The following is a 13,191-nucleotide window of genomic DNA, read 5'->3' on the forward strand; positions in this document are numbered from 1 at the left end:
CATATATCTAATTTATAAATTTTCTCAGGGCTACTTTATCAGGTTAACTTTGCCAGCATCAGCTATGGCATTCTGGCCTTTTGAAGTAGCCACTTTTTTTTAATGTATTTCTCAAAAAAGATTAAAACCATAAGAATATTTTTCTGATGGGTATGACCACATTTGAGATCCCTCCGGCCCGATATTATCCCTTCTCTTCAGGAATCTACAGTACTTCAGCAGGGCTGAATAAGCTACCTACAGATTTTGGAAATAGAGAGGCAGATCAAAATATCTTCCAGATAGATACGGCCTGGCATAATTACCACAGCAATAAAGAAGAGTGCCGAAAAGAAGGCATCCAAAAATACTATAAGACCCATACCCTTAGAGATGATACGCGTATGAGTCTGAGCAGGTATGTTATTCAGCAACTTCTGACGGCTTATCCCAATATATTTCAGGAAAAAAACATAAAGGGGCTGAGATACCTTCATTGCCTGCTTAGTGGTGAGACAATTACGTATGACCAAAGCTATCAGCTTACAGAAAACAGCAAGTACCTTTCCCTCCTAGATGCATTGGCAAGTTTTGTACAGGAAGACATTGCCGTCTGGCAATGGGATGGTGAGCGTGACTGGATGTCTTTGATTCACCTTTGCGCTCCTAACCACTGGGCCCCTGCCGATAAGATCGGCAAGCCCTTTTCCGAAGTGCATCAGCCGGTAGCCGGTATGGAAAAGATGCGGCAACGCTATCAACCCATGCTCAGCAGCCTGATCAAAGGGGGTAAATATGTGCGTTTTGCCTGGGGGTTAAGTACAGACAAACGCCTTAATCATCATCCTGATCCACAGGCAGGGTGGGATGAAGATGCATGGCAGGGTAGAAGGTTTGATCCTGAAAATCCCTCACTTTTCGTGCGTATTGAAAGACAGACCCTCAGTGGGCTTCCTGAAGTAAATGCTGTATTTTTTACCATACGTACTTACTTTGAGGAGGTCAATGCATTGGAGGCTACCCATCGCAAAGCATTATTGGAAGCGCTTAGCAGCATGTCTTCAGCATCTTTGAAATATAAGGGGCTAAATGATGATATTGAAAACATAAAAGCCTATCTCAATACGTAAGAGTCAAGAAGCTGTTTGCATTAGCTTCATCGCGCTGCAAACATGTCTGATGAGCTATAGCTTTCTTACTTACTCGGACCGTAGCTTTGGCCACGCTCCTCAAAATCCATTGTTTTCGCCAGTAAATAAATAACTCAAACAGCTTCTAATATTTTTAGTGTTCTACAGGCACTTTAAAGTGAGAAAAGTAACTAATGGAAGCATAGGGAGTTACTTAATTCATAACCACTATTTTTATTCTAATCAATGCTTTTCATTTCATGTTTGCGTCTTTCTAAAGACGAATGACCTCTCTGGTAAGTTGAAAATTAGAAGTGAAGGGTTTAATCCGACATTATGATAAACAAATGGAAAAGAAAATTTTTGAATCAAGCTGCTTATTTTGTTTCGTATCTAAAGTTATATCCCCTCATTCAAAAAGACCTAAGTAATACCCTGGTCATTGACTGCGGAGCTAACCAAGGTGATATTTCTGCTCTTTTTGCCAGAACAGGGGCAAAAATTTATGCGTATGAACCCGATCCAATTGCGTTTAAGATTTTAGAGAGCAAGTTTTCCTCAAACCCTGATGTAAAATGTGTCCCCAAAGCCGTCTGGGTTGAAAATGGGCAAATAGATTTATACCTGCATAGCGATCAGGAAGGTGAAAATATTGATTTTACGGTGAGCTCTTCCATTGTCAAGGGAAAAAAGAATGTTTCGGAGCGTAATAATATACAGGTAGAGACTATCAACCTCATTGAGTTAATTAAAAATGAATCAAGCCCGATTTCAGTACTAAAATTGGATGTGGAAGGGGCAGAAATAGCGCTTTTACAAAGAATTATAGAAGAAGAGTTATATAAGAAAATAGCGCTTATTTTGGTTGAGACACATGAAAATAAAATTGAAGCTCATGTACAGCCTGTCCAGGAGATGCGAAAGCTTATAGAAAAGAAGGAGATCACCAATATCAAACTGAACTGGGTTTAGTTTGATATTAGTGATCATGCTTAGTGCCTTTGTACACTTTCTGTTACATCCTGGAGGCTTTCCAGTTTTACAAAAGCCCCACTCAGCGAAGTGATTGTGGTAATCAGAAAAAAGAGCAGGCCCAGGGTGAGGGCTGTATCTTGCGCTAGTTCAGCACCAAACAATTGAGGGGCATACACAAGTACAGCTTCTCTTGCACCTACTCCACCAATTGTAAAGGGAAGCATTGCTGCCAGTGCAGCAAGCATAAAGAAAACATAATAATCAGCATATCCGCTACTGATGTTTAAGGCAAAAAGGATGGAAAGTACACTGCCTAAAGTCAGTACCTGAACGGCTATAGAGTAGAGGCTGCTCGTCCAGTAGATAGATGTAAATTTTGGGAATAAAATTTTTAACCCCAGGTAATACAGCGGAAAGGCGAAAATTATTCCGAGCCAGATCAGCCAGCTCCATGCTTCAATTGAAGCATAAATCTGACTGAAAAATAAGGCGATGAGCGTAAGCAATCCTAATGCTACCACACCACTTACTCTGTCAAGCAAAGAGGCTGTAATCAGACCTCTGGTAGAGACTCCATCTATTCTTCTCAATATTACTATTTTGTATCCATCTCCTCCCATGCCGCCAGGTAAGAACAGGTTATAAAACATGCCTACCATATAGAGTTTGATATTAAAGAAAGTATTGAGATAGAGGCCAATACAGGAAAAAAATGCCTGTAGCCGAATCGCATTAAATAGCTTGGATAAAATAAAGAGCAAAAGCGCTGGAATAAGCCAGGCAATATCTGCTGCTTTCAGAATCTGCCAAACCTCATGAATATTTACTTTTCTAAAAACCAGATAGAGCGCTAATGTTGTCAACCCAAGCTTGAGTAACAGTTTTAGGTATCGCTTATAGGCTTTTTGTGGTACTGGTAGCTTTTCCAATAAATACTTCTTTGACGCGATAAGGTGTTTTATTTTGAGATTCAAAGTAGGTACGCATGATGAGCTCGGCCATAAAACCAAAAGTAACCAATTGTATTCCACCAATAACGAGCACTACACCAAGCAGGAGTAATGGCCTGCCCCAGATGTCATGTCCCAGAAATTTCTCAATCAACATATAGAAATTAATGATTGCTCCTAAGAAAAAGGAAATAATCCCCATTGTTCCAAACAAGTGCATGGGTTTTTGTATGTACTTCTGAAAGAATAGCATTAGCATCAGATCACTGACCACCCTGAATGTACGTCCCAAACCATATTTGGATTGGCCGTAAATACGGGGATGATGCCTTACACTCATTTCTGTCACACTTGCCCCCTGCAGCTTGGCCAATACCGGAATAAAGCGGTGTAGCTCTCCGTATAGTCCCAGGTTATGAGCAATGTCACTACGAAATATTTTTAAGGAGCATCCGTAGTCACTGATGTATACGCCCGTAAGTTTGCGGATAATCGCATTGGCGATTTTGCTGGGAAACTTCCTTAGAATAAAGCCATCTTTACGCTTTTCCCGTTTACCGGCTACCAAACCCCAGCCTTCATTTTCTATCTTATCCAGCATGGCTGGAATGTCCAGAGGATCATTCTGCAGGTCACCATCCATAGTCACAATATATTCGCCTTTGGCATAATGGATTCCGGCTGACATAGCGGTGGTCTGACCATGATTGCGGTTGAATACGATGAGTCGCACATTTTCATTGGCATATTTTTTTACCATAAAAACTGTCCGGTCGGTAGAGCCATCATCTACCAGCAAAACCTCATATTCAAGGCCCTGAAGTGCATCCTCAATGCGTTTCAGTAATGGTTGTACATTGTCTTCTTCGTTATAAAGTGTAATGACCAGCGATAACTTCATCTTATTTAAATTTCACGAGCTGTAATGTGTCTTCTTTATATTGAAAGTTATACAGGCTTTCATATTTATATCCCTGCTCAGCTAAAATATCCTTATAAGCCATATAATAATGATCTGGTAAAATTTCCTCCTCAAAATTCAATACCTCTTCGCGTTGCCATTCAATATAAAATACGGTTGTTCGGGAGATCATAGAACCTTCCAATACATGAAGGGGGGCATTTTTGCTTATACTTACGATTTTGTCCGCATCACGTTTGTCCTGAGCTTCGGAGCTATTCGCTGACCTGATGGGAATTACCGTAAGGTTGAATACGATTCTAAACCAGACCAACAGCAATATCAAACTTAATACCCTTCCTGTGGGGAATTTTATATAAAGCCCGAGAATGGCCAGAGCACCACTGCTAGTAAGTAATGCCACCCACCAAAGTCCGGGTACATTTGCCTGTAAAACAGGTACAAATGGTATTGCCATGCCTGAGGCCGCTACTATGACAATAAGTACCAGAATGATGCGGTGTAACAGTTTAACCTTAACTGCTTTGGCTTCATCCCCTGGCAGAAGGAAGTAGTATACCAGCATCATAATAGGAAAAGGGTACAACATGTAGGTGTAGCGTGCCCTTGCTCCGGGTGATAGCCAGTATAGTAGAAAGTTAGCAATAAAAATGAGAGTGATAAAAGTGATCACTGGCTGCCTTTTAAGCTGATTAATAAAACCCCTGCGAAACATAAATGCCAATAACAAGCTGGAGGGCATGATGTTGACGAAAGTTGTTAGGGGAAATTCAAAAATATGTGCAACCAGCTTAAGGAAACCGTTTCCTTCATCTACCGCTGTACGACTGCTGGACTCGGAAAATAACCGCTCAATGAAGCCTGTAGGATCATTATACAAGCTATACGCCCAAAAGTAGCTGCCTACGAGCAAGAGGAAAAGAAAAATACCTGCAAAATGTGCAGGTAGAAAGAGTTTGCGGAAGTCTCTCCGGTAAATGAACCACGTCAACAAAGTAATTCCCGTAAAGGCGATAGAAGGTAAACCTTTGGTTAATGTTCCTATGGCAGTAAGCAGATAAACCCAGAGAAATAGTGACCAGAAGCGCTGCTGATGGTAGAAATGATATACCGCCAACAGGCTTGCTAATGTGACGAGAGAATAGAAGAGGTCAATTTCTCCGGTAAGCGAAAAATAATAGAGAATATCTACCGAGACCAAAAAGAATAGCGCTGTGTATATGCCAAAAGATAGGCTGACATATTTTCTGCCAAAAATGAAAATAAGCCCTCCCATTCCCAAAAAGGAGAGTACCGAAAAAAATCGTACTGCAAACTCAGCATAGCTACCGAATAGCTTAAAGGAAAGGATAATGAGCCAGTTATAAATGGGAGGTTTATTGTAGTAGAGTGCTCCTACCTCAGTGGGGACTATCCAGTTTCCCCTAAAAATCATTTCTAAAGCCACAAGTGCCCGGCGCGGTTCTTCATGTTTAAGCGGGTGTACACCCAATTGAAAAAAAAGCGCAAAAAGAAGCAATACAAATATACTGGCAGCCAGGTACGCTTCATTTCTGCTCAAGTTGGGCAAGGCTTGCTTATTGTGAGTGCTAAGAGGCTTGCGTGACATTCTTACTTGAAGAGCTTAGATATTGTTATTCTGTTATTAGCGCAAAGCTATGAAAATTATGATTGGTCACTTCATCCAAGAGTGCTTATTTAATTTACTGCCAAACAGAGAACCTTTGGATGCTGACAATACAGTTCACCAATGTAATGGACGATCATACTGTTTAGAACTCATCTCAATATTATCCTAGCTCAAACCTAGGGAGCGTACATGTAGCATAGCAATGATGAAGTTGGAATATTTATCAATTTTGGAATGTAATTTTTATTGAAAAAAAGCATTTATTTTTTTTGCAAGCTTAGCAACAGTCAAATAACACACTTCTGAAGTAGCAGGATTTTCCTGTTAGAAAAGGAAAAGTTTTATGTCGCTGCTCGACAAGTTATCATAGTAAATCGCTGAATAAAGTAGCAGTGCAATGGTGAATATAAACAGGAAGGTAAAAAGGCAAACTTACTTTGAAGTAGAAGATATTTGTTAATCCTCTATTATTTCACAAAAATTTAATAAAATATATTTGAATATTAATTATCTATACTATATTTTTATTATGTAATATTTGCCAAAAGATTCAACTGACTTTGCTTGTATATTATGAAGAGAATACTACAACAGTTTTTTGATAAACAGCTTAGATACAGCCCTTACTTTTATAAAAGGCTCAAAGAAGTTCAGAAACTTGAAAGCATGAAGCATGCTACCGTGAATAGTTTACTGGAAAAAAAGTTTATTTATTTACTACGTAAAGCAAGCCAGGAATCTGTGTTTTATGCATTGCTTTACAAAAAACATAAGGTAAATATTGATAAAATAAAGACAGTTGGTGACCTGAAGTACCTTCCCGTCATCACTAAACATGATGTTGTACCTAATAGAGAAGAGATTTTTATCGGGAGTAAGTTCAACAAATTAAAAGCCAATACGAGTGGCACGTCAGGGTATACAGTAAGAATATATAGAGATTACCAGTCAGTTGTTGAAGAAGGAGCATATCAATGGGCCCACCGTATGAAGTTTGGCCATTTTCCGGGAATGAAGACTGTAGTGCTGAGGGCTAATCTGAATATTCATGAGAAAGATGTCTACGACCCCTTTACTAAGACACTTTATCTGTCCAGTTATCATCTTAAGCAACAAAATGTTGAGTGGTATTATCAGGGAATTAAGGAGTTCGCACCCAATGCAATATTTGCTTATCCCAGTTCATTGGAGTCCTTGGCTAACTTTTTTATTCAAGCAGGTAAAAAGCTAAGCATACCTGTAATTTTTACATCTTCAGAAACATTATACAGCTACCAAAGAGAAAAGATTGAAAAAGTTTTTTCTTCCCGCATCATAGATTGGTACGGAAATGCAGAGCGTACCATAGCTCTGAAAGAGCAAGAAGATGGCTTATATGATCAGGTGCCGCTATATTCAATTAATGAATTTGAGCAAGATCATATCATTACCACCAGTCTAATCAATACCAGTTTCCCACTGATTAGGTACAAAGTAGATGATATCGTGCATCTGGATGAGGTAGGTCCAGAAACGAACGCGGGTAAGCGGGTGAAAGAAATACAGGGCAGGAGTGATGATGTATTATTACTACCTGACGGTACACGCATAGGATTACTTTGTGGTGCCTTTGACGGTATAGACCATGTGCTGCTTAGCCAGATTGTACAGGAAGATAATTATACTTTCTATGTCAATGTGGTTGTCACTGATGAGTATTGTAGTGATGATGAAGCGCTGCTTAGAAAACAATTAGAAGAGTATATCGGATCAGATTTGCATTATACAATCCGCTACGTGAGTGAGGATCAGATCATCAAGTCTAAATCGGGTAAGTTTAAGCTTATTGTAAACAAAACGCGACAGCCTGGCCAGAACGTTAAGGCCTCAGTTCTTAATTGATTGAAAAGCTTGCATTTTCTTCATTATAACAGCTTCAATATTTTAAGCGTATCTTAGCCAGGAAATAATTCTTTAGTTTTCGCTCTACAGCTGACAGTTAGATAAACTTATTTTTGTCAATCAGGGAATAGCAGATTGAAGCTTCCCCTCATAAAAAAGTTTGGAAATCAACATCAGTTTACAAGCCTGCTACTCGCAAAATAACAATGAAAGATCTATGCGATACAATTTTAGCGCTCATTGAAGAGGCAAGTAAATATGTAAATGGCTTAGATCAAAACGTGCTGTCATATAAGGAAAATGAGCTCAAGTGGTAAAAAAGAAATTTTGGGGCATTTGGTTGATTCTGCTATCCGTAATCTTAAGCGTTTCACAGAAGTTCAGTTTTCCTCTCAACCTTATAGAATTCAAAAATACCAACAAGATGAGCTTTTAAGATCTAATCATTATCAAAATCAAAATTACGAGGAAATATTGACACTTGGCAGAGGCTAAATCTTCAAATCAGACATGTGCTTGCTTTCTTAGGTGCAGAAGAATTGAACTACAAAACTGTTATAAATGAAACCGTTACGATGGTTGATTGAGGACTACGTGGCACATATGCAGCACCATTTAAAGCAGATCAAAGCTGAGAATTAACTGATGATGTGTTCATCAAGTATAGGAATAATCACTTCAAATATTTACATTATGTAAGCCACTTTTACTACTTAGGATCAGCGTAATGCATGTTGTATTCATCATAAAACTTCAAAGCCTGCTGCTTACAATATTCTTCATTATTGTACTTCCCTATTTTAGTCATGGCCAGCACATAGATATTGATACACTTAAATATAAATTGTGGAGTGCTCATGATTCATTGCAGTGGTCTGATTTTCAAAAATCCCCGGTGGAGAAAGAACTTAAGTATGGTTTTAGGGCAAAGACGCTTACCTCACTTGTATATTTTTATACACCAGCGCTTTGGCATATTGACTCCTGCATGAACGTATACGTTGCAGTGAGCAGGCAAAATTCTTTCACTAAAGATACTACAGACAAAATTCTATTAGGACACGAACGCATTCACTTTGATATTGCAGAACTATTTGCCCGCTATTTGAGAAAAGAGTTTATCATGCTATCCCAGTCAGATGAAAACACACTTGAACAGTACTTATCATTGAGAGATAGCCTGTTTCAGTCCGCCAATGTTTTCCAGGACATATATGATGAAGAAACCATGTATGGCCTTAATGCCAGGGAGCAAAAGAAATGGACAGAATACATCGATAAAGAGCTTGAAACATGGAAGGGGTATACTTTTGATCAAATACCTCAACACTGCAAAAAATACATCACTAAAAATGAAGGGAACTGAGTACTCGTGGAATTTTTTGCAATAAATTACTATAGTAGAGGTAAAGTAAAGCTATAATTTTTATTATATATAAAGTACAATTACGTATGCGGATTTTTGCAATCAGTGATATACATGCTTGCTATCGCACATTTGAGGCACTGCTCCAGAAAATTGACCTGAATAAAGAAGATGAGTTGTACTTATTAGGAGACTATATTGATCGTGGGCCAAGCAGCAAAGAGGTAATAGAGCTGATCCTAAAGCTTCAGAAAGAGAATTATAACGTTCACTGTCTGCTCGGAAACCATGAGGTCATGATGTTGCATGCGCTACGTTACCCTCACTCACCCGAAGCACAAAGCTGGCAGCACTGGAATGGGGGAGATAGTACACTGAAAAGCTTCGGAGTAACTTTTGTAAGCGACATTGATGAAAAGTATATCCGGTTTATGCTGTCTCTCTCATACTATCTGGAAAAAGATCATTTTCTTTTTGTTCATGCCGGATTGAATTTTAAGTTAGCCGATCCGCTGGGAGATAAAGAAAGCATGTTATGGTCTTTTGATGACCGTCCGAAAGTCAATAAAAAGTGGTTAGGAGATAGGATTATAGTGCACGGGCATCGCATCCATACCAGAAGTAGAATAAGGCAAAATATCAGCGAACTGGATACATTTCCTGTGCTTGGTATTGACAATGGATGTGTCTATCCCAAAAGAGAATACAATAAACTTTGTGCAGTAGAATTAAATAATATGGAACTATATTTTCAGAAGAATATTGAAATCCATTAAGCTTTACGGCCTATTCTACTGCTAACTAACTTTCTTTTTTTTGGATGTCCTGCTTTACGAGCTCTTCTAATGTAGCATCATCTTCCATTTCCAAAAGAAGGTTTGCAATAAGGGCTGTCCACCCCGTTTGATGTGACGCCCCCAAGCCCTGTCCGGTATCACCATCAAAAAATTCGTAAAAAAGGTGATGGTTCTTAAAGTGTGGATCCTCAATATATTGCCGGTACGAGTGATTGGTGTGGTACCGAAACTTCCCTTCATCATCTCTTTCAAATATTCTCAACAGTCTTTTACTCAGTTCGTTAGCAATTTGCTTTAGGTTGAGCTTTGTGCCTGAGCCGGTAGGGAATTCATATACGTAAGAGGAGCCATAAAACTTGTAATATTTGCGTAAAGACTGGATAATCAGGTAATTAAGAGGTAGCCAGATAGGACCTCTCCAGTTGGAGTTGCCGCCAAACATACTGCTGCTGCTTTCACCTGCTTCATATTGAATTACATGTTTACCATGATGCTCAAAAATAAAAGGGTTTTCTTTATGATGCTTAGACAAGGAACGTATACCATAATCAGATAAAAATTCATCTTCATCCAGTAAGCGCTTGAGCAGTTGCTCTAACCGGTAAGCCCTGAGTACAGAAAATAGATATTCATTTTTTTCATTCTTTTCTTCAATTCTGGAGATAAGCGATGCCAGGTCAGGGCGGGTACGGATAATGTTGATTGCGCGGGTTTTAAACTCATACAGGTGGTCAAAGGCACTCTTATTGAAGATTTCAACGGCAAAAAGAGGGATGATACCTACCAGCGAACGAACCTTAAGTCGCTGCGTGCTACCGTTCTCCATTTGTATCACATCATAATAAAAAGCATCTTCCTCATCCCACAAAGAGATATCTTTCTCACCTATGTGGTGCATAGCCCAGGCAATATTCAGAAAATGACGGAAAAATTTTGCGGCAGACTCTTCGTAAGCATTATTGTGCTTAGCCAGTTCCAAAGACATCCTCAGCATATTAAGGGCAAACATCGCCATCCAGCTGGTAGCATCTGCCTGCTGCATTTTTCTGATGCCGGGCGGCATTTGGTTACGGTCAAAAACACCAATATTGTCAAGGCCTAAAAAACCGCCTTCAAATAAATCAATTCCGTTAACATCTTTTTGGTTGACCCACCAGGTAAAATTCATCAGGAGCTTCTGAAAGGCTCTTTCCAGGAAGTCCCAATCGGGAATACCGCTCTTTTGTTTATCCTTTTCATATACTTCCCATACTGCCCATGCATGCACGGGAGGGTTTACGTCGCTGAAGTTCCATTCATAGGCGGGAATCTGCCCGTTAGGGTGCATATAGTACTCGCGTAGCATCAGTTGGAGTTGTTCCTTGGCAAAGTCTGGGTCAACCTGAACAAATGAAGTAGCATGGAAAGCCAGGTCCCAAGCTGCATACCAGGGGTACTCCCACTTATCGGGCATTGATATGATGTGACGATTGGTAAGGTGCTGCCAGTTAAAGTTTCTTTTATCAAGACGAAAAGGAGGCTCATCACCAGGTTCTCCAAATAGCCATTTGAATACGTCCAGGTAATAGAACTGCTTGGTCCAGAGTAACCCTCCCAAGGCATTTCTTAATAGTTTTTGGTGTGCATTTTTTAAATGAGGCGGAGAAAGCTCTTTATAGTACGCTTCACTTTCAAATCTTCTTTGCTGAAATATTTGGTCAAAATCTTTCCAGGGAATATCCAAACGTTGCTTGCTGAGGCGTACTTTAAAAGTATGCGATTTTCCTGAAGGTATATTTGCCTTAAACCAAATCGCAGCTTTGGTGCCTTTCTTCTCCGGATTTACAGATTTACTACCGAGTGTAACATGGTCATTGATCCCATCTTTTACCCAGGGATGTTTATTTTTGGTATTGTAGATGCGTAAGTCATTGCTCTCATTTTCACAAAATAACTGCTTGCCTCCATGATGATGCAGATAATAGCTGCCATTTCTGCTGGAGTTAGCCAGTATACAAGAAGGTGAAACTGCTTTGAGCTTGGGTTTCTGATAGCGCTTGTTATGCTTCCAGTAATTTCTGAACCAGAGGTGAGGGAGTACGTGTATGGGAGCTGCTTCAGGGCCGCGATTATGCACTGTGATTTTCATCAGCACATCATCTACTCCAGCTTTGGCGTATTCAATATAACAATCAAAGTAACGGTTATCCTCAAAAGCATCGGTGTCCAGTAGTTCATACTCAGGCTGCGTGCGATCTCGCTGATTAGCCTCAATTAATTCATCGTAAGGAAATGCCGACTGAGGGTATTTATAAAGATATTTGCAGTAAGAATGAGTAGGGGAGGACTCCTGATGAAAGTAAAGTTCTTTTACATCTTCACCGTGATTGCCCTGCTGATTAGTGAGGCCAAAAAGCCTTTCTTTGATAATAGTATCTTTCCCGTTCCAGAAGGCGGGTGCGAAACAAAGAATTTGCTGCAAATCACAAAACCCGGCAATAGCTTCTTCCCCCCAACGATAAGCGATGCTACGTGCCTGATCATGTGAAATGCATCCCCATGCATTGCCATCAATGCTGTAATCTTCGCGTACAGTACCCCACTGTCTTTCAGTTATATAAGGTCCCCACTTTTTCCATTGTCTGTTTTCAGCCGAGTCAAGCAGACGTTCTTTTTCAATACTGATTTTAACATTATGCTTCCGGCTGTCCGTCATATTTGGAAAAATATTACTTTAAAGAGTAAATCAATCAAATATTGTTAAAAATAACAAATAATATGCATATTTTATTTTTTATTACAATAAAATATTTTGTATGGGTTGTGGACGACTGGTGCTAACTATCAGTTTACTCAGATGAAGTGGAAGCTTTAGTATTGGAATTGTGTAGCACAGGTTTTAGCAAAGCTTTTAGTATTCTTAAGTGATGCTGAAACAAGGGAAGGTTCTGGAAATTATTTCAAATTTCTATGAAGAGAACAAGCATTTGTATGATGCCAATAAGCATTATAAAAAAGTAGAGCCAGTTAACAGCTAGGACAAAAAAAACACGGCCTCAAAAATATTGAAGCCGTGTTTGAATCAAATTAACGTAATGTATTCTGTCAGTTACTTGCTTATGAAATCTTAATCATTACTAATGATTTATGCTGTCTTCTCTACTGGCAATTGTCTTTATCTCCTGTCTTTTTATCTCCCAGGGCCTGGTGTTTTTTGCTTTAGGTCCGGTTACTTTTGCGCGGGTAGTTGAAACATCCACCAGTTGGGCATTTTCAATCACTTCCGGCGTATTTCTCCAGGGTTTCTGATTTTTTGCCGCAGGTCCTTTGGGAGCAACTTCTGAAGTAAATAGTATAGCAGACTTACTATCTTCATGCTTCCAGTGCTTATAATTTTTAGCCTTCGGCCCTTTCAGGTCATTCCTACTCTGAGCCATGCTCATCGTACTCAACAATATTCCGGCAAATAATAATATACTTAGTTTTTTCATGATGTAAATCTTTGTATCGTTTGTCAAGTAATTATACGCTTTAAATAACGCTTTGCAGCTCTAAAAAATATGGTAATTATTTATCCGTATT

Annotated in this window: 11 protein-coding genes; 6 read left to right on the plus strand and 5 right to left on the minus strand. The window is 39.4% G+C overall.

Annotation, left to right across the window (positions count from 1 at the left end; genetic code table 11):
• Nucleotides 1-146 precede the first annotated feature (146 nt).
• Both OKW21_RS04695 and OKW21_RS04700 read left to right on the plus strand, forming a co-directional pair.
• Nucleotides 147-1,109 (plus strand): heme-dependent oxidative N-demethylase family protein, encoded by a 963-nt coding sequence (locus tag OKW21_RS04695; protein ID WP_277477786.1) that lies wholly within the window; start codon nucleotides 147-149, stop codon nucleotides 1,107-1,109.
• Nucleotides 1,110-1,445: 336 nt separating this feature from the next.
• Entirely contained in the window at nucleotides 1,446-2,081 is a 636-nt protein-coding gene (locus OKW21_RS04700) for an FkbM family methyltransferase (protein WP_277477788.1), read from the plus strand.
• 20 nt (nucleotides 2,082-2,101) lie between these two features.
• Here OKW21_RS04700 and OKW21_RS04705 read toward each other — a convergent pair whose 3' ends face one another.
• From OKW21_RS04705 to OKW21_RS04715, 3 genes are read right to left on the minus strand one after another with little or no spacing between them, the layout of a single operon-like run.
• Nucleotides 2,102-3,013, minus strand: a complete 912-nt coding sequence (locus OKW21_RS04705) for a lysylphosphatidylglycerol synthase transmembrane domain-containing protein (RefSeq protein WP_277477790.1) — start codon at nucleotides 3,011-3,013, stop codon at nucleotides 2,102-2,104.
• Nucleotides 2,979-3,935 carry a glycosyltransferase family 2 protein gene (locus OKW21_RS04710; protein ID WP_277477792.1) on the minus strand — a complete coding sequence of 319 codons (957 nt, stop codon included), beginning with the start codon at nucleotides 3,933-3,935 and terminating at the stop codon, nucleotides 2,979-2,981. Before OKW21_RS04710 ends, OKW21_RS04705 begins: the two co-directional genes overlap by 35 nt.
• Before the next feature lies 1 nt (nucleotide 3,936).
• On the minus strand, nucleotides 3,937-5,565 hold the full coding sequence (locus tag OKW21_RS04715; protein WP_277477794.1) for an ArnT family glycosyltransferase: 1,629 nt from the start codon (nucleotides 5,563-5,565) through the stop codon (nucleotides 3,937-3,939).
• A 594-nt stretch (nucleotides 5,566-6,159) separates the two neighbouring features.
• On the opposite strand from OKW21_RS04715, the gene OKW21_RS04720 reads away from it, so the two are divergent.
• The 4 genes from OKW21_RS04720 to OKW21_RS04735 all read left to right on the plus strand — a co-directional run bounded on the left by OKW21_RS04720 (nucleotide 6,160) and on the right by OKW21_RS04735 (nucleotide 9,609).
• Nucleotides 6,160-7,467 (plus strand): phenylacetate--CoA ligase family protein, encoded by a 1,308-nt coding sequence (locus OKW21_RS04720; protein ID WP_277477796.1) that lies wholly within the window; start codon nucleotides 6,160-6,162, stop codon nucleotides 7,465-7,467.
• Nucleotides 7,468-7,767: 300 nt separating this feature from the next.
• Nucleotides 7,768-7,962, plus strand: a complete 195-nt coding sequence (locus tag OKW21_RS04725; RefSeq protein ID WP_277477798.1) for a hypothetical protein — start codon at nucleotides 7,768-7,770, stop codon at nucleotides 7,960-7,962.
• A gap of 232 nt (nucleotides 7,963-8,194) precedes the next feature.
• Nucleotides 8,195-8,833 (plus strand): hypothetical protein, encoded by a 639-nt coding sequence (locus OKW21_RS04730; RefSeq protein ID WP_277477799.1) that lies wholly within the window; start codon nucleotides 8,195-8,197, stop codon nucleotides 8,831-8,833.
• A gap of 86 nt (nucleotides 8,834-8,919) precedes the next feature.
• Nucleotides 8,920-9,609 (plus strand): metallophosphoesterase family protein, encoded by a 690-nt coding sequence (locus OKW21_RS04735; RefSeq protein WP_277477800.1) that lies wholly within the window; start codon nucleotides 8,920-8,922, stop codon nucleotides 9,607-9,609.
• 25 nt (nucleotides 9,610-9,634) lie between these two features.
• On the opposite strand, the gene OKW21_RS04740 is transcribed toward OKW21_RS04735, so the two are convergent.
• Together OKW21_RS04740 and OKW21_RS04745 are read right to left on the minus strand one after the other, a co-directional pair.
• Complete coding sequence (locus OKW21_RS04740) at nucleotides 9,635-12,325, minus strand: MGH1-like glycoside hydrolase domain-containing protein (RefSeq protein ID WP_277477801.1); 2,691 nt, start codon at nucleotides 12,323-12,325, stop codon at nucleotides 9,635-9,637.
• Between the two features lie 421 nt (nucleotides 12,326-12,746).
• Nucleotides 12,747-13,100, minus strand: a complete 354-nt coding sequence (locus OKW21_RS04745; RefSeq protein WP_277477803.1) for a hypothetical protein — start codon at nucleotides 13,098-13,100, stop codon at nucleotides 12,747-12,749.
• Nucleotides 13,101-13,191: the final 91 nt, after the last annotated feature.

Origin of the sequence: Catalinimonas alkaloidigena (genome assembly GCF_029504655.1) — a bacterium.
Taxonomy (GTDB): Bacteria; Bacteroidota; Bacteroidia; order Cytophagales; family Cyclobacteriaceae; genus Catalinimonas; species Catalinimonas alkaloidigena.